The sequence below is a fragment of the Halostagnicola larsenii XH-48 genome (assembly GCF_000517625.1).
In the GTDB taxonomy this organism is placed as follows: Archaea; Halobacteriota; Halobacteria; order Halobacteriales; family Natrialbaceae; genus Halostagnicola; species Halostagnicola larsenii.
In genome coordinates this window covers 96,682-118,569 of the sequence record NZ_CP007056.1, presented here as the reverse complement: position 1 = coordinate 118,569, position 21,888 = coordinate 96,682, and the positions used below count along the sequence as shown (strand labels likewise).

Sequence of the window (21,888 nt, the reverse complement as noted above, 5' to 3'; positions counted from 1 at the left end):
TCAGGCCGTGTCGAATAACTCGAGCGTTCGTTCGTCGAACGCGGTCGGCTCGCCCGCGTCGTCGAAACAGCCGTATTCGGTCGTTCCCCGAATGCTCGTCCGACCGTCGCTCGAGAGCGTGTGCTCGATTCGAACCGTCTCCCGGTCGACGCTGATCACGTCGCACTCGACATCGAGGGTCGACTGAAACCGAACCGGTGACTCGAACTCCCACCGCCAGTCGCGCATCCGAAACGGAATCCGTTCGCCGTACAGGTCGGCGACGTCCGCGCCGCGGCGCTCGATGTGCTCTTCTAGCGCGATCGTGGCGAGACGGGGATACTCTTCGAAGTACGCGAGCGTCGCTCCCTCGGCCAACGGGCTGCGGACTCGAGTCGACGACGAGAACGACGGGAGCGCGCCGGCGTCGGCTTCGGTCGGTTCCCGATCAGGACCGACGGGCGGCGACCGGGAGACTCGCGACTCCTCGAAGTAGGCGCGTGCGGACTCCGGAAGCGACAGCGCGGTTCCGTCGGGGCCGATCGTGACGTGTGTCATCTGCGCGGTCGCCAGCGTGGACCCGTCCCGGTCGACGATTTCGTAGGTCAGCTCCACGCTCGAGTCGCCGACGTTCGTCGGGGTCGCTTCGACGTCGATCGTGTCGCCGATCGTCGGATACCGAGCGACCGAAGCCGCGTTGACGACGGGCGCGTACGGAATGCCGTCGTTCTCGAGGATGCCTTCGAACGGATCGTCGGCCGCGGTCGTGATCGCCTGTGTCGATACCAACTGCCAGTCGAACAGCGTCGAACTGCTCACGAGCGGGCCGGCGAGTTCCCCGAACCGCACCCGGTGGGACGTAATCGATTGCACAGTAGGTACGTTCGTGAGCAGCGTTAGGAACGTGCAGGATTCGGTAATTTTCACCGCCTCGAAGCGACGAACTCGAGACGAGTCACGGAAATCTCTACGGGTGAAAAAGCGATCGGAGAACGGGGCGAGCGGTTACTCGTCGGAACCGGGCTCTTCGTCGCCGAGTTCGACGCCGAGGAAGTCCGGCTCGCGGTCGTCGAGGAAGGCGTCGACGCCCTCTTTGGCGACGTCGGAGCCGAGCAAGCGGTTCTGCAGTTCGCGTTCGTGTGCCAGCGCGTCAGAGAGCGGCATCTCGAGGCCCTCGTTGACCGCCAGCTTGTTGTTGCCGACGGCGACGCTCGCTTTCGAGGCGATCAGTTCGGCGAACTCGAAGGCGGCGTCTTCGATCTCGTCCGGGGGGTGGATCTCGTCGAAGATGCCCTTCTCCGTCGCTTCTTCCGGAGTGAGGGTCTCGCCGGTAAGCATCATCTCGAGCGCTTCCGAGCGGTCGATGTACCGCGGGAGCAACTGGGTGCCCGCCTCACCCGCGATGAGACCGAGGTGGATCTCGGGCATGCCGATGTTGTAGCTCTCGTCGTTGCCGACGTAGCGGAAGTCACAGGCCAGCGCGAGCTCGAGGCCGCCGCCCATGCAGTGGCCGTTAACCATCGCGATGAAGATGGTGTCGGTCGTCCGCATCTTCATGATGATCTCTTTGCTCGTCTGGCTCGCGTAGCCGACCTGTCGACCCGATTTCTCCTGTAAGACCTTGATGTCGAATCCGGTCGAGAAGAACTTGTCGTTCGAACTCCCGAAGAGGACCGCGCGCACGCTCTCGTCGAACCGAACCGCCTCGACTGCGCGTTGGAGCTCCAACAGCACGTTGATGTCGTGTGCGTTCGCCGGCGGACGGTCCAGTCGAAGGGTGCCCACGTGGTCGGTTACCTCTGTGGTGAAATACTCCAGATCCAGCTCACTGAACGGTCGGAGTTGCATACAAGACACTCATTGAGGCCCACCTATAAGTACCTTTCTTTCTAGCGAGAAATTGGGTAGAATTGAAATAACAAGATAGCTGATGCTATGGGTGCGGGCAACCAGCGTGCCCCCGTCGCGGCGGTTACCGGCCCGTTTCCGGGTTCGCGCCGTCGTATTTGATCCGTTCGAACATCGTGTTACAGCCGTTGCAGTAGTACTGCGTCTTCGAGATTTCACTCCCGAACGCGGACTCCTGTTCCGTGTCCGCAGCGCCACAGAACGGGCATAACACGGTCGATTCGGAGCGGTCGTCGGTCATTGGTTAGTTCATCGTAAACAGCTGGTTTTTCTCGCCTCGGAGCTGCTCGACGTCCGTTTGGCTGATCGCGCCGGAGCCCGACCGCCGCCGCTTTTCGTCCCAGTCGTCGAGCGCGGGTTCGTCCCACTCGACGGCCTCGAGCGAGACGTCGGTTCCCTCGAAGAGCCGTCGGTAGTGGTCGATGTAGGATTCGCGAATCTCGGCGACCGATCGGTCCGTGAACCCGGTGGTGTAGACCGGGTCCTCATCCTCGTCGTAGGCGGCCGGGCCGATGAGCGCGAGCGCCTGCGGTAACGTCGTCTCGAGCGTGTTCTGGACCGTTTCCGGATCTTCCTCGGCGAGCGTCTCGAGGCGAGCGTCGTGGTACTCGAGGTGGAAGTACTCGTCTTCGCCCATCTTGGTGATCAGGCCGTCTAGATCGTCTCGATCGATCGCGTCGAGCAGATACCACGCGGCGCGGTCTGCCGGCGCGACCGACGCGACGTACTCCGTCCAACTTCCCTCGAGGCGGTCGAGACAGGCGGCGTTCGCGAACTCGTCCGGGTCCCGCTGGCCGTTTATCCATTCGAGGTCGCGTCCCTGACCCTCGAGTTCGCGCGCGAGTTGGCGAACGTGGCCGATCTCCTCCTGGGCCGCGCTCGCACCCCCGATATCGTCCTCGAGCGAGGGGCCGGAGAGGCTCCACTCCGCGTACCGTTGTCCGAGGACGAGTTTCGTATCGGAAATCGCCTGCACGTAGTCGACCGCCGGGTCGGGCCACTCACTCACCGGCCGCCACCTCGCGTTTGGGCTGGTCGCCGCTGACCTCGAGCAGGTTTTCTTCCCGGACGACGGCCAGGTAGTTCCAGTCTTCCTCGTCGAAGGTGTTGTAGGCGTACATCCGCGCTAGTCTGTCGCTCTGTGCGGTGACGGTACCGACGTGGATGGTATCGTCACCCTGGTTTATTCGTGCGAATACTTCGTACTTCATAGATCGGGTTAGAGGCTGATTCCGGACTCGCGCATCTTTTCGCGGACCGGTTCGGTGAGCATGTCCTTCGACCAGACCGGGTCCCAGACGACCTCGACGTCGACCTCGTCGACGCCGTCGGTCAGGGACAGACAGCTCCTGATATCGTTTTGTATCATGTCGTAGGCCGGACAGCCCATACACGGGTAGGTCATCTCGACGGCGACGTGACCGTTCGTTACTTCGACGTCGTAGATCATTCCCATCTCCACGAGGCTGACGGGAATGTGCGGATCCGGAATCTCGTCGATCATGTCCCAGAGTTCGCGCTCGAACGGCGTCGCATCGGCGCGACGCCCCTCGACGAACTCCCCGGCCAGATCGGGTTCTACGGATTCCACGGATTCCGTTGGGTTTGTGCGTGCACTCGACATCGTTACACCTCGAGTTCCACGGTTCCGGACTGGACCATGTTCACGTACCTGTCGTTGGCGGGACCGCGCGAGCGCCACCGATCCATGACATCGGACCACGAAATGGGTTCGTCGAAGCGCCACTCCTTGTTCTCGGCGTCGAACGCCACCGGGAGGTCGTACTCGAGAACGTACTCGTCGCGTTCGTCGCTGTAGTGGGCCGGAACGTCGAGGTCCAGTTCGTTCATCAGCGGGAGCGTCCGCGAGAGCCAGTCCTGTCGGAGCTCGTCGTTGGACTTGCCCTTGATACGATACTCGAGCTGGTCGTCGTGTTTTTTCTTGTCGTCGGGCATGCCGAACCACTCGACGCCCATCGGGAACATCCAGTCGATCGCGTCCTGAAGGTGGCGTTTCGTCTTCTCGCTGTTGTTCGCGAGCCGGCGCATCCAGGTTTCGCCGTGTCGGAGGTGGAACTGCTCTTCCTTGCTCACCTTCGTGAGCGCGCGCTTCCACGGCGCGTAGGAGGTGTTCTCGTGAATGTCGCTGAGGAGCACGATCCCGGCGCGGTCGAAGATGCCGTGGGCCGTCACGAGTTCGGCGAAGTTGTCGATGTGCTGGTCGAACCCGTACGTGTTACGGAACTCGTGGGGCTCTCGCTCGTAGATGAGTTCCTGCCGATCCTCGCCGAGGTCCTCGAGCAGCCGGTAGGCGATGTGACCGTGGCCGAGTTCGTCCTGGATGACGCTGATACACGAAGCCCGCGCGTCGAGCGACGGCGCGTTGAGCGACTGTTCGTAGTACGCGGGCGCGCTCATAAGCTCGGTATCGCCCGACACGAGCAGGATCTGTTTGAGGGCCTTCTCGTAGCCGTCGGTCATCTCGTCGGTCGATTCGATCATCTTCCCGTTCTGTAGTTCGTTCTTGAATTGTTTTTCCGTGGGCATAGCTCGTTTCGTCCGAATAGCAGTTGTCACCCCAGGGTTATAATTGTTTTCTGTATACGTCTGGCGTATTTACCGGACGAATTACCATTGGTGGTGGGTTCTGCGGGGATCGGCTCGCGTCGGGACAACGCACGTTGGTTCGGTTACGATATCGTTCGAGTCAAAACCATCACGTTTTTCGCCGGTTCGAGCAGTGCCTTTTTTGGTAGTCCAACGCAGACAGTAGGACATGTCGTACGAGATACGCCACGCGAGCGTCGATGACGGCGAGGAACTGCTGGAACTCTGGCACGGGTTCACCGAACACCTCTCTGAATACGACGAGCGATACCACCACAAAGAAAGCGCCAACGATCGGTGGCTCCAGTACTTCGAAAGCCAACTGCTCGAGTCGAAGTACGGAACGGTGATCGTGGCAGAACACGAGGAGACGGGCGAGCTCGTCGGCGTCCTCGAGGCCCGCATCATGGGGAATCATCCGATCTTCCGGCTCCAGAATCACGGCTACATAAACGGACACTTCGTCTCCGAAGGCCACCGAGGCAACGGCGTCGGCAGCGCCCTGCTGGAGGAAGTCCACGAGTGGTTCAGCGACTCCTCAAAGGACGTCGACTTCTACCGCGTCGACACCATCGACGGCGACTCGTACTCACAGGAGTTCTACGAGGGAGAGGCGTTCGAACCCGTCGAGCACGTCTACGAAAAACCGATCGACCAGGACCACTGAACCATGGTCGAGACTTACACCGTCGAGTTTATCGACGAGGGTCGGACGATCGAAGTGCCGGCGAACAAGCCGGTGCTCGAGGCGGCCGAAGAAGCCGGTCTCACACCCCCGTATCAGTGTCGGATGGGTGTCTGTGGCGTCTGCTGCGGGATGGTCGTCGAGGACGGCGAAGTCGACCAGACCGAGGGAATGTTCCTCTCCGAGAGCGAGAAAGAGGAAGGATACGCGCTGACCTGCATCGCGAAGCCCCGATCCGACCTCCGCATTCGAACCGACGAGAGCCCCTGAAGGGCGGAAAACTCAGTCTTCCTGTTTTTCGGTGAATGAGCGAAACGCGCTCTCGAGAGGCGCGTCGGCTAGTCGCTCGAGTCCAGCAGGCGAGTCGCACCAGAGAGTCGTCCTCACGAGCGAAAATAGCCGAACCCTGTTAGCGTCAGATCACCACCTCGCGGCCGAAACCGGACCAGGACACGGACCGTATACGTATCTCGTATACAGCGTTCGTCTAGAGGGAGGATGCTCCACGCCGCCGATATAGGCCCATCACAGGGCTGCCGACCGATCCGTCGAGGGAGTCGCAAAGTCATTTACAGGCGTACTTTCGTAATATTGTTCTCGTTGGTTGAGACAACAGGTGAGATCCAAACCGTTACATGCAACCATATACCATGAGAGTGGCCCCAGAGCACCACTGTACGGCATTCGAAGCGATATTACCGGTATACACTGCCCGTATACGGGATGCGAACACGACGAGCGGTCCCGACGACACGCTCTGAAAGTCCCGTTCAGCGTGAGATCGGGCGAAGTCAAGAACCGTATCGAACAGCGGACGCGCTGGTGTCCGTTTGCTGATCGGTTCATCGGTGCTCGAAGTACTAATCGGTCATCGTGCTCGATCACCAATCGTCGTCCTACCGAACGCCAACAGCACCGCGGCACCCGGAACCGCACTACGGGGTTTGGAAGTCGACCTGCACAACAAACCGAACACCGACTCCCGCCGAAGCGCTCGACCAGCGGCCACCACAACAACAGCGTGTTTTCATCGGTTTGCTGGGAGAGCGGTCACCGCCGATTCGGCGGGAGAAGCAGGCTCGAGGCGGATCGGTTCCCGGAACAGATCACGCGGATGGTTCGATCACGAATCGCGTTCCGGAGCGGCGTCGAAGCTCCTGACTAGCTCGAGTAGATTCGGCGGATCGACGACTCTCGCTGTTACGGTTACTATCGTTCGTGCTCTCGAAGTTCTGTCCGGCGAATCTTCCCGGTTTCCGTGCGCGGGAGCGTTTCCATGAACTCGACGGCTCGCGGATACTTGTACGGTGCGAGCGTATTCTTGACGTGGTTCTGTATCTCGTCGACGAGGCCGTCGTATACCGACGTGTCATCGGTCAATACGACGAACGCTTTGACGATCTCGCCGCGCTCATCGTGGGGGCTGCCGATGACGGCGACCTCCGAGACGGCGTCGTGTTCCTCGACGACCGCCTCGACTTCGGGGCCGGGAATGTTGTACCCGCTCGAGATGATGAGGTCGTCGCTGCGGGATTTGTACTCCAGCCGGCCGTCCTCGCGGTGGACGAAGATATCGCCCGGGATCGACCAGCCGTCGTCGACCGACTCGAGTTGTTTTTCCGGGCGATCCCAGTACTCGATTCCCGTCGGACCCCGGACCGCGAGCAGTCCCGGTTCGCCGCGAGGGACGTCCTCCCCCGTGTCGGGATCGACGATCTTGCACTCGTATCCGGGCACCGGAAAGCCGGTCGCGCTGGGATCGATCTCCTCGTCGTGGCGGTGACTGATGAAGATATGGAGCATCTCCGTCGTTCCGATGCCGTCCAGAAGCGGGATCCCGTACTCGTCCCGAAAACTCTCGAAGGTCGTCGGGGTCAGCGGCTCCCCCGCGCTGAGCCCGACCCGGAGTGACGAGATGTCGTACTCCGCCGGCCCGTCGGGATGCTGCGAGAGGATTTGATTGAAGCCCGTCGGAATCGAACAGAGCACGGAAATCCCGTGGTCCTCGACCGCCTCGAGGAGGTCGCCGGGCGAGGCGTCCTCGACCAGGCTCGTAGTTGCGCCGAACCGGAGGGGGAACGTAACGAGGTCGCCGTAGCCGTAGGCGAACGGAAGCGGAGGGTTGCCGCCGAAGACGTCGTCTTCCGTCGGTTCGAGGCAGTATCGCGCGTACGAATCCGCCGTCGCCAGCACGTGTCTGTGGGTGTGGACCGCCCCCTTCGGTCGCCCCGTGGTGCCGCTCGTGTAGAGCATCAACGCTAGATCGTCGCGGTCCGTTTCGTAGGCCTCGAGGTCCGCGCTCGCCCCATCGAGTAAGTCGTCGTAGCTTCGGTAGTTGTGATCGACGCCGTTTCGCTCGGCAACGACGACGTTCTCGACGGTTTCTAGCTCGGGAAGCGCGTTCTCGACTTCTCCCAGGAGGTCGTCGTAGACGATAACCGTCGTGGCTTCGGCGTTGTTGATGATGTACTCGAGTTCCTTCGCCCGAAGCAGTTTCATCGACGGTAGCGCGACGGCACCAATCTTCTGGGTTGCGAGGCAGGAGACAATGGCCTCCGGCCGGTTCGGGAATCGGACGACGACGCGGTCGCCGGCTTCGACGCCGGAATCACGAAGCGCATTTCCCAGTCGGTTGACCCGCGACTGTAACTCCTCGTAGGTGATCTCCTGGTCCTCGAAGCGCACGGCGACGTTGTCCCCGCGTCCCTCCCGAACGTGACGGTCGACCAGTTCGTCGACCACGTTCAGCTGTTGAGGGTAGTGTGCCTCCGGTACCGGATAGATGTAGTCCGGAGCGTTCTCCTCGTCTGGTAGAAACTCCGCTGCAACGGTTTGCTGCATGTACGAGTAGTTCATCATAGCTTAAAATGATATACCTAACGGTTTTTCTCTCGAGAGACTGGTTGGAATGTATGATATCGGATGAGAGAAACGAGGGGTTCGATCAGGTCCAGAACCCGTCCGGATCGAACGTCCGGATCAGTTCGAGTTCTTCGCCCGTCGGTTCGGGCGTCGTGGTCACGGAGCCCTCGCCGACATCCGATGCCGTCTGTACCTCCCACGGGAAGTCCTCGAGGACAGACGCTTCGTCCGCACCCGGGTGGAGGCTTCGGAGGTAGAGTTCGCCATCGTCGTCGAAGCCGAACGTCGCCTTCGAGGTGACGAGCGCGCTCGGTCCGCCGCCCGAATCCGGATGGGTATTCCGCCCGGGCCCGTCGCTCGAGTGGCCGGGACTGGTGACGTAGTGGACCGACTCGACGAACCGACGCGGTTCGTGGGGCATGAGCAACACGGTCCGATCGGCCAGACAGGCGATGTCACAGGCACCGCCGCTTCCGGGGAGTCGAATCTCCTGCTCGCCGCCCCGAACCCACGTCGTGTTCAGATTGCCGTAGCGGTCGATCTCCGCACCGCCCAGAAAACCGACGTCGACGTCACCGCGCTGGAGGCGGGACATGATATCGATCATCCCAGTCGTCGACACCGCACGATTCAGGTTCGGGAGATCACACATGGTGTGGATGAACCCCTCGGCAGGAGAATCTCGCACGACGCCGCTTTCGTAGACCGCCATCGAGTTCGGAGCGTGGGTGCTCACCGCGACCTGGAACGCGATCAGCGGCAGCCGCATGCCGACGAACGCGGTGTCGCCGTCGTCGATCTCGCTCGCGGCCGCGCTGACCATCAGTTCCCGATCCGTGTACTCCTCACTGGCCATACTGCACCTCCGCGGCGATTGTGGGATCGGTGATCCCCAGCTCCCGTTCGACGAGCGTCTCGTACTCGGCCCGGTCTGTGACGCCGTAGACCCACTTCTCGGCCCATTCCTCGAACGCCGCCTGGGTTTTCGTCTGCCCGCTGTACTCGAGGTAGTACTCGTTGTCCCGGTTGTAATAGCCCGCCACGGGCGAGGGGTGCGCGCCGAAGGGACACTCCGCGACCGCCGTCACCGCGTCTCGAGTGATCGCAACTCTGCTCGGATCGCTCTTGATTACCTCGGGAGAAACGATCTCTTCTGCGGTCACGAGGACGTTATCCGCGGCACCGATCGCGGGTTCGGTAATGCCCGTGTTCCCCCAGAGATGCGCGTCGCCCGCGGGACTGGCCCGCTGGGCGTGTACGATCGCCCAGTCCGGTTCGATGGCCGGAACGAGCGCGAGTCGGTCGCCACCGAAGGGGTCGGTCCCCTCGCGGAACAGGTCGCTGCGCTCGAAAATGTCGCTCCCGAGAAGCGACTTCGTCGGCAGATACGGGACGCCCATCGCCCCGGCCTGTAACGCCAGCGCGATACTGAAGTTGGAGTGGTCCTCGACGGTAATCGCGCCGGTTTCGATGGCCTCTCTGAACCGGTACCCCGTCCCGGCGCTGACGTTCCCTGCCCAGGCGGCCCGAACGCCAGCAACCGCACCGCCGCCGATCAGTTGATCGAACAGCAGGTCGCTAATCGGCCCGATCAGCGTGAGATCGTCGATACCCTGTCGGAGCAGTTCGTGTCCCGCCGCGAACGGAATCGAGTGCTCGAGCGCGAGTCCGGTCGCGATCGAACTTCCAGAATCGATTCGAGAGACGGCCTCCTCGAGCGTCGCTACGTCGCCTGTCATGTACCACCGAGTACCAAACGGAGGTAGTTAAATCCCATTGTCGCGGGCACACCGTGCCGAAACCGACATTAACAAAAGTTATATATACATGTGGTGTGCACACAAGCCATATGTCTCGTAGAGGCACGGATGCAACTAGCAATCAGGGGGACAGTACGAGCCGCCAGCGCAAGCGGGCAACCACGCCGACGCTCTCTCGTCGACAGTATCTAGCGGGAACGGCGGCAACTGGCGTCGCCGCAACGCTTGCGGGATGTACCGGTGGTTCTTCCGGGCTCACCGTCGGCTACGCGCTCCCGTTTACCGGGACGTACGCCTATCTCGGGGAAAGTATCGTCAACGGATTCGATATGTATCTCGAGCAACAGGACGGCGAGGTAAACGGCGAGGAAGTCGAAACCGTCCAACTCGATACGGAGGCGGACACCGACCGGGGCGTAGACGTCACGCGAGAGCTCTTGGTCGAAGAGGGCGTCGATGCGATCGTCGGCCCGGTCTCGAGCGCCGTGGCGATCGCGATGATGGGAATCGTTGAAGCCGAGTCGAGCGCGGTCTGGCTCAACGCGAACGCGGGCGACTACCGCGTGACCGAGGAAGGATGTCTGGACTATCACTTCCGGACGTCGTTCAACGACTGGCAGACGAGTGCCCCGCTCGCCGAGTGGGTGTACGACAACGTCGCCGACAACGTCTGTCTGACCTACGCGGATTACGCGTTCGGACAGAACTCGAAGAATTTCTTCAGCGAAGCCTTCGAAGAGGCCGGCGGAGAAATCGTCGAGGAAGTCGGTATCCCGCTCGGCACCAGCGACTACGCGCCGTACCTCGGCGACGTCGAAAACTCGGGCGCGGACGCGATTTACTCGTTCTTCGCGGGTTCCGACGCCGTCAACTACGTCAACGATCTCACCAGTCTCGGCATCCACGAGGAGATGACTCAGACCGCGAGCGGGTTCATGTTCTCGGAGGACACGCTCCCTTCGCAAGGAAGCGAGGCGGCGGGCATGTACTCGCTGCTGCACTACACGTCGACGATCGAGAGCGACCGAAATCAGGCGTTCGTCGACGAGTACAACGACCTGTACGACGCGTCGGCTAACGTCTACGCCTGCCAGGGGTACGACTCGGGGCAGGCCTTCGGCGCTGCCGTCGAAGACGCCGGCGGATCGGACCCGGACGACCTCGTCGACGCCCTCTCGGGAATGGAACTGGACAGTCCGCGCGGGAACTTCCAATTTAATCCCGATACCCACGAAGCGATCCAGGACATGCACGTCCTCGAGGTCGTCGAGAGCGACGGCGAGGATGCCGTCGAAAACGAAGTGACCGAGACAATCGAGATGGTCGAAGGACCGGACTGGGGTTGCAGCCTGTGACTCGTATGAGCGACACGAACTGTCTCGACGGCGGTCCAGCCGGACGAATAGGGACGCCTCGTATCGCTCGAGTCGCGTCGAGCCGCGAGTACGACAAATCCGTCTGGGGGCCAGTCACGCATGGTTGAGTCGATAATCCGGGCGACGCTGCTTGGCCTCCAGCTCGGAATGACCCTCGCGCTCATCGCCGCGGGGTTGACCCTGATCTTCGGCATGTTAGACGTGATCAATTTCGCACACGGCTCGCTGTTCATGCTCGGCGCGTACTTCGGGACGATTATCGCGGGCCAGTTCGGTAACTTCTGGCTGGCCTTGCTCATCGCGCCACTTCTGGTCGGGCTCGTCGGAGCGGCGATCGAAATCCTGTCGCTTCGACCGCTCTACGGACGAAACCCGCTGTATCACATCCTCTTGACGTTCGGCATCGCGATCATGATACAGGGTGCGATCGTCCAGATCTGGGGAGCGCAGTCGCGACAGATGCCGACGCCCGAAATACTCTCGGGATCGATTCCGGTTGGACCGATCAACTACCCGATCTACTGGCTGTTCGTGTTCGCCTTCAGTTCGGTGTTGATCGGACTGGTCTGGCTCGCGATCGAACGGTCGAACATGGGAATTCTGATGCGTGCGAGCGCCCACGATACGGAGATGGTCAACGCGCTCGGCGTCGACGTCTCGAAGGTGTTCACTGGCGTGTTCGTCTTCGGCGCCGTGCTCGCCGGCGTTGCCGGCGTCCTGTTGAGCGGAACGCAGTCGGTCCATCCCGGTATGGGATTCAACGTCATCATCGAGGCGTTCATCATCGTCGTCATCGGTGGACTCGGCAGTTTCCGCGGCGCGGTCTACAGCGCGTTACTGATCGGGCTGGTAACGGCGTACGGAGCCCTGCTCGCACCGACGCTGACCGAACTGTTCCTGTTCGTACTGATGGCAGTTGTACTGATGGCGAAACCGAGCGGACTCTTCGGAACCACGGAGGCAGCATAAATGAAAGCAGTCACCGAATTCTTCGAGCGTCGTTCGCCCACGGGAACGGGGAATCAACTCCTCTCGAGCCGTGGTCGACTCGCACTGGTCATCGCGATTGCCGCGCTCGCAGTCGCTGCACCGATCGTCGAACAGATCCACCCGTTCTGGTTGAACCTGCTGGTTCGGATGATGATCTTCGCCCTGTTCGCGCTGAGTCTCGACTTCGTGTTCGGCTACGCGGGCTTGCTCTCGTTCGGCCACGCTGCGATGTTCGGCGCAGGGGGCTACGCGGCCGCGATACTCCTCACCGACGGGACGTCCCATGCCTTCGTCGTCCTGCCGGTGGCCGTCATCGCCGGCGTCGTCGTCGCTGCACTCATCGGCTGGTTGAGCGTGCGGGCCCGCGGGATTTACTTCGCGATGTTGACGCTCGCGTTCGCACAGATGTTCTACGTGATCGCGTTTACTGACCTCCCTGCCACGGTCCTCGGCCAGGAGTCGGTTACCGGCGGGGACAACGGTCTCTACGGAATCGGCATGTACGAGCTGTTCGGAATCGACTTCACGGAGACGCTCATGTACTTCTACCTGACGCTCGCGCTGGTCGCGCTCTCGCTTGCGGTACTCGTCCGGCTCGCGAACTCGCAGTTCGGACGGGTGTTACAGGGGATCCGCGAAAACGAAGAGCGCGTGGAGTTCATCGGCTACGACGTGCGCCGCTACAAGGTCGTCGGGTTCGCGATAAGCGGCGGATTCGCCGGCCTCGCGGGCGGCCTGTACGTCCCGTTCCAGAGCGTCGCCCACCCCGGGAACCTCCACTGGATGATCAGCGGGGAACTCATCGTCATGTTGCTCCTTGGCGGCATGGGGACGCTCTGGGGACCGATGCTCGGCGCTGGGCTGGTCGTCTTGCTCGAGGAACAACTCGCCGGCTTCGCGAGCTGGGAGGTTATCCTCGGTTCGATCTTCGTCGGCGTCGTCATCTTCGCGCCGCGGGGACTCGCCGGGATCTTGATCTCGCTTCGAAACGATCCCGGCGGTGCGATCGAAAACGCCAGGGGAGCGGTTCGAAACTACGTCGAGGCGGTGAGAGGCTAACTATGACTACGAGTACGACAGACGCGAAAGCGGCCGAGGTCGAAGACGGAATCGTTCTCGAGACGGAGAGTCTGACGAAAAAATTCGGCGCGTTGACCGCGGTCGACGACGTGTCGCTCCAGATCGAGTCCGGGTCGATCACGTCGATCATCGGGCCGAACGGAGCGGGGAAGACGACGTTGTTCAACCTCTTTACCGGAAAACACGCGCCGACGACCGGGAACATCAGGTTCCGCGGTAACGAAATCGGCGGCGAGGAGCCACACGATATCGTCACGAGCGGAATCGTCCGCTCGTTCCAGATCACGAACTTCTTCGACGAGTTGACCGCCCTCGAGAACGTCCGACTCGCGACGCAGGCGCGTACCACCGGCTTCCGTCCCGGCGATTTCGTTCGTCACCACGGCGGCATCGAACGACCGATCGAGGAGGCGAGACGGGTGTTGGAGCAGGTCCACCTAGCCGACGTCGCCGACCGTCAGGCGGCGAACCTCTCCTACGGTCAGCGGCGACACCTCGAGATCGCCATCTCGCTGGCCGCCGACCCGGAGCTGTTGTTGATGGACGAACCCACGGCGGGGATGAGTCCCGAGGAGACCAGAGAGACGGTCGAGTTGATCACGGAAATCGCAGCGGACGTGACCCTCGTCCTCATCGAACACGACATGAACATCGTCATGGATATCTCCGACCGCATCGCCGTGATGAACAAGGGTTCACTGCTCGCTCGCGGAACCCCGGCCGAGATCCAGGACGACGACCGGGTTCAGGAGGCGTACCTCGGAGGTGGTAGCGATGAGTGAGTCCAACGCTGAAGCGAAGCTGCAAGCGGACGACAGCGACGACACCCTGCTGTCGGTCGATTCGATCGATACGCACTACGGGGAGAGTCACATCCTGTTCGATCTCTCGCTGACGATCGACCGCGGCGACATCGTCGCGCTGGTCGGCAGAAACGGTGCGGGCAAGACGACGACACTCCGCAGTATCATGGGGTTAACACCCGTGACGAACGGAGAAATTACCAAGGGTGACGAACAGATACAGGGCCGGGAGCCCCACGAAATCCGAAAACAGGGAATCTCGTGGGTACCCGAGGAACGGCGCGTCTTCAGCGGGCTAAGCGTCGAGGAGAACCTGCGACTCGCAGCCCACAGCGGCGACGGGAAGCAGACCGATCAGTTCGAGGAGATCTACCGCCGGTTCCCGCGACTCGACGAACGCAGAGAGCAGGACGCCGGAACCATGAGCGGCGGCGAACAGCAGATGCTGGCCATCGCTCGAGCGCTGCTCGGACCCGACACCGACCTGCTCTTGCTCGACGAGCCCTCCGAGGGACTGGCACCGCAGATCGTCGACGACGTGGCCGCGATTATTCGCGAACTCAACGACGACGGCGTGACGATCCTGCTCGTCGAGCAGAACGCGGAGATGGCGCTCGGGCTGGCCGATTACGCCTACGTCCTCGAGACCGGAGAAATCGTCCACGAATCGCCCGCCGCGGAGCTGGCCACGGATCGCGAGGCAATGGAATCGTATCTCGGGGTCAAATGATGGTTCCACACGGAGTGAATTACCGTGAGTAACACGGTAGAACGCGTTCACGAATCGGTTCGCATCGAACGTCTCGAGACCGAGTCGGTCGCTCGACTTGTCCTCGAAACGAATCGGACGTCGTTGAACGTCTTTCACCCCTCGAGCGTCGAGGCGCTTGCCACTGCCGTCGAATCCCTGTCCGGGGACGTCGACGCGCTCGTCCTGCACGGCGAGCCGGTGTTCTCGGCCGGGGCCGACCTCGGCGAGATCGAACGGACCCCGCAGGAAATGCGGTCGGCCAAGATCGATACGATCGCCGCCGCCTCGAATCGATTCATCCGATCGGTTCGGACCTTCCCCGCGCCGGTGATCGCGGGCGTCACCGGCGTCGCCGCGGGCGGCGGACTCGGGTTCGTCCTCGCCTCGGATCTCGTCTACATGCACGAGGACGCGGTCCTCAACACGGGCTACGCGCGAGTGGGGCTCACCCCCGATAACGCGGCTCCGTTCTTCCTCGTCAAGACCGTCGGCCCGTACAAAGCCCGAGAGCTGTTCTTCGACACCGATCCGATCACCGCGAGCGAAGCCGTCGACCTCGGTCTCGCGAACGAGTGCTTCGACGGGCCGGAATCGGCGTTTCTCGACAGGGTTACGGAACGCGCGATCGAGTACGCCGACGGGCCCACCGAAACGTACGCCCGGACGAAGACGCTCGTCGACTCCGTTTTCGACGGACGACTCGACAGGCACCTCGAGGAAGAACGCGCCGCGATCAAGCGAATGAGCGACTCGGACGTCTTCGACGAGGGGCTCTCTGCGTTCCTCGAGGATCGCCAGCCCGAGTGGGAGTAACGCCTCCCGCGACGCGAATCCCTTTGTGATCGGCACTCGTACACGATAGTGCTATGGCAGCACACGACATTCCGATTCGGGTCGATCACGTCGGTATCGCCATCGAGTCGATCGAGGCCGGCGAACCGGTTCTCGAGGCACTCGGCTGCGAGAAACTCCTCGAGGAGCCGGTCGAGGACGAGTTCAGGTGGGCCTACTACGAACTCGGCGACGCCTCGCGGATCGAACTCATCGCCCCGATCGCCGACGGGACGTTTCTGACGAGCTACCTCGCGGAGAACGGGCCGGGACTCCACCACGTGACGCTCGAGGTCGGCGATATCGAGGGGATGATCGAGACGCTCGAGCGGGCGGGACTCCAGGTCGTCGACTACACGGAACGCGAAGACTGGTCGGAGGCGTTCGTTTCGCCGGCGAATCCAACGGGCACGCTGTTTCAGCTCATGGAGTATCACGAGAGCTACGTCGAGAGCCGACGGGAGCATGGAAACCCCTGTATCGGGGGCGCTCGAGTCGATAGCGACTGAGCGGTCCGAGCGGCTGGGCGATCCGAAGCGACGAACCGAGCCGAAGCGACTGGCGAGAGACAATAGAATCAAAACGGTCGGGGCCAACTGGGACAGTATGGGATTCGAAACGCTCGAGGTTACCGTCGAGGATGGAATCGCCACCGTTCGGCTCGACAACGAACCGGTCAACGTGATCGATCAGCAGATGCGCCACGAACTGGCCGAGGTCGTCGACGTGCTCCGCGAGGACCGAGTTCGGGTTGGCGTGTTCCTCGGAGCGGCAGACGTGTTTTCGGTCGGTGCCGACGTCGGCCTGTTCGAGGACGCCCAATCGTGGACGACCGCGGAGTTTCGGTCGAACTCCCGCATCCTCGGCGGGGCGTTCGACGCCCTCGAGGAGATCGAGAAACCGATTCTCGCGGCCCTCGAGGGAACCTGCGTCGGCGGCGGCCTCGAACTCGCGCTGGCCTGTGACGTCAGGATCGCCGCCCCGGACGCGACGCTGGGGTTTCCCGAACACAATATCGGGCTGCTCCCCGGGCTGGGTGGCTGTTCGCGGTTTGTCACCCTCGTCGGTCCGGGGGTCGCAAAGGACATGATTTTCAGCGGCGACCTCGTCGACGGCGAGCGGGCTCGAGAGATCGGGCTCGTCGAGCGTGTCGAGGCGGATCCGGACGCTGCGGCGCTCGAGTACGCCGACTCGCTCTGTGAGCAGCCGCCCCAGGCGGTCGGACTGGCCAAACGCGTCGTTAACGCCGCACGAGAGACGGACACCCAGACCGCGGGTCTGCTCGAGTCGCTCGCCCAGAGCACCCTCCTCGAGACGGACGACCACCGGGAAGGGATTCGGGCGTTCCGAGAAAAACGCGATCCCGAATTCACCGGCGAGTAATCGACGGAACTCGTCGCATCGACTACATCAGGTCCTCGCCGCAGTCTCCTTCGAGGACAACATTTACACCACCGGCCGATCTGTATCCGATCAATGAACGGGAACACAAACGGGCCGTCGCCGGTCGTTCGGGTGGCGGACACGCCGGGGTCGGCGTCGATACGAACGGCGGCCTCGAAGGCGGCGGGGGACGTGCCGGTCGTCGCCGTCGGGCAGATCGGCGTAACCGCGGTCGAACCGTTGCTACTGGCGACCCTCGAGGGCGAAACCGCGTTCGTCCCTCGGTGCGAGCCCGACGATGCGAGACGGATCACTGAGATGCTGGCCGACGGGGAACTTCCCCGAGAGAACGCGACGAGAATCGTCGAGCACGACCCGGAAACACCGACCTTGCCGACGGGCGACGACCCCCGGTTCGAGACCGGTGAACGACGCGTCCTCGAGGCCTGCGGCTGGGTCGATCCGACGAGCGAGGCTGACTACCTCGCGCGAGGACCTGCCCTCGCTTCCAAGACGGATGATTCCGGCGAGCGGACGCTCCTCGAACTCGCGAACGAAACCGGTGTCCGCGGGCGGGGACGTGGTGATGACGCCGCGGACGCACCGATCGGCGAGTACTGGCACACTGCGGTCGAAGCCGAGGGCGAACCGGTCGTCGTGGTCAACGCCAACGAAGCCGATCACCGAGTGAACCTCGACTCGTTACTCCTGCGTTCGGATCCGTTCAGCGTGCTCGACCCCGCGGTGGCAATCGCAGCGCAAATAGGCGCGCCGAACGTCGTCGTCTACGTCAACGAAGCTGACGAGAGCGTCCAGCGAACGGCGACTGCCGCAGCCGAATCCGTCGCGGCGTTCGACGGCCACGACGTGAGCGTCGAAGTCGTCACCGGCCCCGACGAGTACAAAGCCGGCGAACCGACGATGGCCCTCGAGTCGCTGGAAGGAAACGACCGTCTCGAGGCGCGTCGACGCCCACCGGGACCGGCCGAATACGGGCTCTACGGCCGCCCGACGATCGTCCACACGCCGCGGACGTTCGCACAGCTGCGCCAACTGGCGTCGGATCGATCGCCCGTCGGCGTCGACGCCGATCCAGGAACCAGACTGTTCGACGTAAGCGGTGCGGTCGACGCCCGGAGAGTCGTCGAGCTTCCGACGAGCGCGACCCTCGAGACAGTGCTCGAGGCCGTCGAGCCCGACGCGCGGATGAAAGTCGCCTGCGTCGGCGGCGCGTTCGGCGGGCTCACGGAGTCGTTGGACGTGCCCGCGAACGCGAGCGGGCTCGAGGCCGCCGGACTCGGCACGAACGGCGGGGTCGAGCTGTTCGGCGACGATCGATGTACGGTCGCACTCGCCGGGCGGCGAACCACGTTCGCTCGCCGGGAAAACTGCGGCCGGTGCGTCCCGTGTCGCGAGGGCTCGGTTCAGTTGACCGAGCTCCTGCGAGCCGCCTACGACGGGCAGAATATCGTCGCCGACGCGCGCGAACTCGCTCGCGTGATGGGGCGCTCGAGTGTTTGCGGCTTCGGTCGTGACGCCGCCCGACCGGTGACGACAGCCCTGAACCGCTTCGAATCGGAGTTCACCGCCCACACCGACGGCCGGTGTCCCGCCGGCGAGTGCGAGGTGAGCCGCTCATGAGTTCGAACGACGACCCACAGACGGGAGGAGCCCAAGCGCCGCTTCCGAGCGTTCCCTCCGTCGAAGATCCACAGCCGAGTACGCCGCTGACCGAGGACTTCCGGACGGGCACGGCGAACGACCCCGACGTACCGACCGGCGACGGCCAGACGACCCTCACGGTCGACGGGCGGTCGGTTACCGTCGACGGCGATGCGACGGTGCTCGAAGCCCTCGAGAAGGTCGGCGATGATTCGTCGGTTCCCGCGCTCTGTCACTACGACCAGAGCGACGAGATCGGGCCGCGAAACACGTGCCAGACCTGCGTCGTCGACACCGACGAAGAAGGGTTGATCTCCGCCTGCAGTCACCCCGCAGAGGAGGGGCTGACCGTTCGGACGGACGCTCCCGACGCAGCGGAAGTGCGAGATGTCAACCTAGATTTGGTGCTGTCGAACCACAACCTTCGATGTACGACCTGCGGAAAGAACGGCCGATGTGAACTGCAAGACACGGCCATCGAACAGGAAGTCGAACACCCCCGATACGGCGTCTTCGACGACCGAGACGCCTACGAACCGCTCGACGACACGTCGCCGTTCATCCAGATCGACCGCAACAAGTGCATCCTCTGCAATCGCTGCGTCGAAGCCTGTAACGACGTGCAGGTCGAAGGCGTCCTGCGGATCGAGGGGACCGGCGAAGACACCCGCATCGCCTTCCAGAACGAGAGTGAGGCGATGGCCGGCTCGTCGTGTGTCTCCTGTGGCCACTGCGCGACCGTCTGCCCGACCGGCTCGCTTACGGAGAAAGGGCTCGTCGACAGCGCGACCCTGCCGATTCCGGGCTTCTCCCAGAAGAATTCGATCGGGAAAGCGATCGAGTACGACGGGGACGGCGAGGACGCGGCCGCCAGTGAGACGGGCAGAGCAGACGCCGGCCCCGCAGAACCGGACGACTCCCTCTCGGGCGTCGCCGGGCTGATGGAGCGGAGCAAACGGCGGGCCACGAGCGCGCTCGAGTCCGCCGGGAAACGAGCGTTCCTCGAGGGCGAGCACGCCGCGGAGGGCGTCGCCTCGAGCGTGCTCTCGGAAGGGCGGATGTTCGACATCGCGGAGTTCGTCTCGAAGCACCGTCTCGAAAACATCGACGTAACCGAAACGACCTGTGGCTACTGCAGCGTCGGCTGCCGGTTCGAGGTCTACGGCAAGGACGACGAGTTCCTGGGCGTGCGACCGACCGACGCCGAGCACGCCCCCGCGAACGACGGCTTCTCGACCTGCGTGAAAGGGAAGTTCGGCTACGATTTCGTCAACAGCGAAGATCGCCTCGAGACGCCGCTGATCCGCGAGAATGGGCAGCTTCGAGAGGCGAGCTGGGAGGAGGCGCTCGAGCGCGTCGTCGAGGAGCTCTCGGCGATTATCGACGAAGACGGGCCGGACGCCCTCTCCTGTTTCGCGTCCTCGAAGTGTACCAACGAGGAGGACTACCTGATGCAGAAGTTCGCCCGGCAGGTGCTCGGGACGAAAAACATCGACAACTGCGCGCGGCTCTGTCACTCCTCGACGGTCGCGGCGCTCAAACAGACCGTCGGCTACGGCGCGATGACCAACCGCATCGAGGACGTCGCCAACACCGACTGCTACCTGATCACCGGCTCGAACACGACCGGGAGTCATCCCGTGTTGGCCACGCGAATCAAGCAGAACGTCCGCGACGGCGCGGACCTCATCGTCTTCGATCCGCGGAAGATCGATATCGCCGAGCACGCCGACCAGTATACGCGCGTCGAGCCGGGCTACGACGTGGCCTGGATCAACGGGCTCACGCGCTACATCGTCTGGAACGACCTCCACGACGAAGCGTTCATCGAGGAGCACACGAAACACTTCGACGAACTGCAGGAGAAACTCGAGCCGTTCACGCCCGAGGAAGTCGAACGGCTGTGTGGCGTCCCGCCGGCGGAGTTGGCCAGCGCGGCGGAGACGATTGCCGCGGCGGACACGTGCGTCTTCGGCTGGGCGATGGGCATGACCCAGCACTCCCACGGCACGCAGAACGTGCTCGCGCTGGCGAACCTCGCGCTGGTCACCGGCCAGCTCGGAAAGCCGAACGCCGGGCTCTCGCCGTTCCGCGGCCACAACAACGTCCAGGGCGGGGGCGGCGACATGGGCACGCTCCCGAACACGCTGCCGGGCTACCAGCCCGTCGACGACCCCGACGTGCTCGACGCCTTCGAAGAGGTCTGGGACGAACGCCCGCCCGCGGAGGTCGGGCTCACGGTGCCCGAATCGTTCACGGAAGCCCACGAGGGCAACGTCCGCGGGATGTACGTCATGGGCGAGAATCCGGCGCTCTCGGAACCCGATATCGGCCACGCCGAGGAAGCCCTCGAGAAGCTCGACTTCCTCGTGGTTCAGGACATCTTCCGGACCGAGACCGCCGAATACGCCGACGTGGTCCTCCCCGCGGCGTCGTTCGCCGAGAAGGACGGCACGTTCACGAACACCGAACGGCGGGTACAACTGGTCGGGAAAGCCGTCGACACGCCGGGGGCGGCGCGCCAGGACTGGCGAATCCTCCAGGACCTCGCGAACCGCCTGGGCTACGACTGGTCCTACGACTCGCCCGCGGAAGTCATGGACGAGATCGCCGACCTCACGCCGATCTACGGCGGTATCAGCCACGGCAGGCTCGAGAACGAGGGCGGGCTCCAGTGGCCGTGTCGAGACGCGGACGATCCGGGGACGCCGTACCTCTACGAGGATGGGTTCAACTTCGCGGACGACAAGGCGCGGTTCGTCCCCGCCGACCTCGGCGAGCCGAACGAACTCCCCGACGAGGAGTATCCGCTGACGATGACGACCGGGCGGGTGCTCTATCACTTCCACACGGGCACGCTCAGCCGCCGCGTCGAGGGGATCATGTCCCACGTCGGCGAGAGCTTCGTCGAGATTCATCCGGAGACCGCCGAGCAACTCGAGATCGCAGACGGCGACTCGGTCACGGTCGAATCGCGGCGCGGGTCGACGGTCGTCCGGGCGCAGGTGACCGACCGCCCCGACCGCGGCGTTGTCTTCATGCCGATGCACTTCGCGGAGGGAGCCGTCAACGAACTCACCCAGGAGGCGTTCGACCCGATCAGCGGGATTCCCGAGTACAAAGTCTCGAGCGTGCGAGTGAGCCGGTCCGAGACACCACCGAGTCCGGAGAACTGAATCCGACTCGGACCGCTCGCAAACTACCTTCGACC

At 63.1% G+C, this 21,888-nt stretch carries 22 protein-coding genes; 12 read left to right on the top strand and 10 right to left on the bottom strand.

Annotated elements, in window-relative coordinates:
* The 7 genes from HALLA_RS14560 to HALLA_RS14535 all read right to left on the bottom strand — a co-directional run bounded on the left by HALLA_RS14560 (position 1) and on the right by HALLA_RS14535 (position 4,434).
* A complete protein-coding gene (locus tag HALLA_RS14560; protein ID WP_049954236.1) occupies positions 1-852 on the bottom strand; it encodes an acyl-CoA thioesterase in 852 nt (283 codons plus the stop codon).
* A gap of 132 nt (positions 853-984) precedes the next feature.
* Positions 985-1,827 (bottom strand): enoyl-CoA hydratase/isomerase family protein, encoded by an 843-nt coding sequence (locus HALLA_RS14555; RefSeq protein WP_049954235.1) that lies wholly within the window; start codon positions 1,825-1,827, stop codon positions 985-987.
* 124 nt (positions 1,828-1,951) lie between these two features.
* Complete coding sequence (locus HALLA_RS21115) at positions 1,952-2,128, bottom strand: PaaD-like zinc ribbon domain-containing protein (protein ID WP_169732149.1); 177 nt, start codon at positions 2,126-2,128, stop codon at positions 1,952-1,954.
* Between the two features lie 3 nt (positions 2,129-2,131).
* On the bottom strand, positions 2,132-2,896 hold the full coding sequence (locus HALLA_RS14550) for a Phenylacetic acid catabolic protein (protein WP_049954234.1): 765 nt from the start codon (positions 2,894-2,896) through the stop codon (positions 2,132-2,134).
* The gene (locus HALLA_RS14545; protein ID WP_049954233.1) at positions 2,889-3,098 is read right to left on the bottom strand and encodes a phenylacetic acid degradation PaaB family protein; all 210 of its coding nucleotides are present in this window, start codon (positions 3,096-3,098) and stop codon (positions 2,889-2,891) included. The genes HALLA_RS14550 and HALLA_RS14545 overlap by 8 nt, the downstream gene beginning before the upstream one ends.
* A gap of 8 nt (positions 3,099-3,106) precedes the next feature.
* Positions 3,107-3,511: a metal-sulfur cluster assembly factor gene (locus HALLA_RS14540; protein ID WP_049954232.1), complete on the bottom strand. Its 405-nt coding sequence runs from the start codon at positions 3,509-3,511 to the stop codon at positions 3,107-3,109.
* Between the two features lie 2 nt (positions 3,512-3,513).
* The gene (locus HALLA_RS14535) at positions 3,514-4,434 is read right to left on the bottom strand and encodes a 1,2-phenylacetyl-CoA epoxidase subunit PaaC (protein WP_049954231.1); all 921 of its coding nucleotides are present in this window, start codon (positions 4,432-4,434) and stop codon (positions 3,514-3,516) included.
* 229 nt (positions 4,435-4,663) lie between these two features.
* Here HALLA_RS14535 and HALLA_RS14530 point away from each other — a divergent pair, with 229 nt between their 5' ends.
* The gene (locus HALLA_RS14530) at positions 4,664-5,161 is read left to right on the top strand and encodes a GNAT family N-acetyltransferase (RefSeq protein ID WP_049954230.1); all 498 of its coding nucleotides are present in this window, start codon (positions 4,664-4,666) and stop codon (positions 5,159-5,161) included.
* Between the two features lie 3 nt (positions 5,162-5,164).
* Positions 5,165-5,449, top strand: a complete 285-nt coding sequence (locus tag HALLA_RS14525) for a 2Fe-2S iron-sulfur cluster-binding protein (protein ID WP_049954229.1) — start codon at positions 5,165-5,167, stop codon at positions 5,447-5,449.
* Between the two features lie 939 nt (positions 5,450-6,388).
* Here HALLA_RS14525 and HALLA_RS14520 read toward each other — a convergent pair.
* From HALLA_RS14520 to HALLA_RS14510, 3 genes are all read right to left on the bottom strand, one after another.
* Positions 6,389-8,038, bottom strand: a complete 1,650-nt coding sequence (locus HALLA_RS14520; protein WP_084569050.1) for an acyl-CoA synthetase — start codon at positions 8,036-8,038, stop codon at positions 6,389-6,391.
* 85 nt (positions 8,039-8,123) lie between these two features.
* Positions 8,124-8,897 (bottom strand): CoA-transferase subunit beta, encoded by a 774-nt coding sequence (locus HALLA_RS14515; RefSeq protein WP_049954228.1) that lies wholly within the window; start codon positions 8,895-8,897, stop codon positions 8,124-8,126.
* On the bottom strand, positions 8,887-9,780 hold the full coding sequence (locus HALLA_RS14510; RefSeq protein WP_049954227.1) for a CoA transferase subunit A: 894 nt from the start codon (positions 9,778-9,780) through the stop codon (positions 8,887-8,889). The genes HALLA_RS14515 and HALLA_RS14510 overlap by 11 nt, the downstream gene beginning before the upstream one ends.
* Before the next feature lie 110 nt (positions 9,781-9,890).
* Between HALLA_RS14510 and HALLA_RS14505 the strand changes: the two genes are divergently transcribed.
* The 10 genes from HALLA_RS14505 to fdhF all read left to right on the top strand — a co-directional run bounded on the left by HALLA_RS14505 (position 9,891) and on the right by fdhF (position 21,853).
* Positions 9,891-11,156 carry an ABC transporter substrate-binding protein gene (locus HALLA_RS14505; protein WP_049954226.1) on the top strand — a complete coding sequence of 422 codons (1,266 nt, stop codon included), beginning with the start codon at positions 9,891-9,893 and terminating at the stop codon, positions 11,154-11,156.
* A gap of 120 nt (positions 11,157-11,276) precedes the next feature.
* Positions 11,277-12,146 carry a branched-chain amino acid ABC transporter permease gene (locus tag HALLA_RS14500; RefSeq protein ID WP_049954225.1) on the top strand — a complete coding sequence of 290 codons (870 nt, stop codon included), beginning with the start codon at positions 11,277-11,279 and terminating at the stop codon, positions 12,144-12,146.
* Positions 12,147-13,226 (top strand): branched-chain amino acid ABC transporter permease, encoded by a 1,080-nt coding sequence (locus tag HALLA_RS14495; protein ID WP_049954224.1) that lies wholly within the window; start codon positions 12,147-12,149, stop codon positions 13,224-13,226.
* Between the two features lie 2 nt (positions 13,227-13,228).
* Complete coding sequence (locus HALLA_RS14490; protein ID WP_049954223.1) at positions 13,229-14,029, top strand: ABC transporter ATP-binding protein; 801 nt, start codon at positions 13,229-13,231, stop codon at positions 14,027-14,029.
* Positions 14,022-14,780 (top strand): ABC transporter ATP-binding protein, encoded by a 759-nt coding sequence (locus tag HALLA_RS14485; RefSeq protein WP_049954222.1) that lies wholly within the window; start codon positions 14,022-14,024, stop codon positions 14,778-14,780. The genes HALLA_RS14490 and HALLA_RS14485 overlap by 8 nt, the downstream gene beginning before the upstream one ends.
* Positions 14,781-14,804: 24 nt before the next feature.
* Positions 14,805-15,614 (top strand): enoyl-CoA hydratase/isomerase family protein, encoded by an 810-nt coding sequence (locus tag HALLA_RS14480; protein ID WP_049954221.1) that lies wholly within the window; start codon positions 14,805-14,807, stop codon positions 15,612-15,614.
* 53 nt (positions 15,615-15,667) lie between these two features.
* Positions 15,668-16,141: a VOC family protein gene (locus tag HALLA_RS14475; RefSeq protein WP_049954220.1), complete on the top strand. Its 474-nt coding sequence runs from the start codon at positions 15,668-15,670 to the stop codon at positions 16,139-16,141.
* Between the two features lie 97 nt (positions 16,142-16,238).
* The gene (locus tag HALLA_RS14470; protein WP_049954563.1) at positions 16,239-17,015 is read left to right on the top strand and encodes an enoyl-CoA hydratase/isomerase family protein; all 777 of its coding nucleotides are present in this window, start codon (positions 16,239-16,241) and stop codon (positions 17,013-17,015) included.
* A 93-nt stretch (positions 17,016-17,108) separates the two neighbouring features.
* Complete coding sequence (locus HALLA_RS14465; protein WP_049954219.1) at positions 17,109-18,656, top strand: NADH-ubiquinone oxidoreductase-F iron-sulfur binding region domain-containing protein; 1,548 nt, start codon at positions 17,109-17,111, stop codon at positions 18,654-18,656.
* Positions 18,653-21,853 (top strand): formate dehydrogenase subunit alpha, encoded by a 3,201-nt coding sequence (gene fdhF / locus HALLA_RS14460; RefSeq protein ID WP_049954218.1) that lies wholly within the window; start codon positions 18,653-18,655, stop codon positions 21,851-21,853. The genes HALLA_RS14465 and fdhF overlap by 4 nt, the downstream gene beginning before the upstream one ends.
* Positions 21,854-21,888 lie beyond the last annotated feature (35 nt).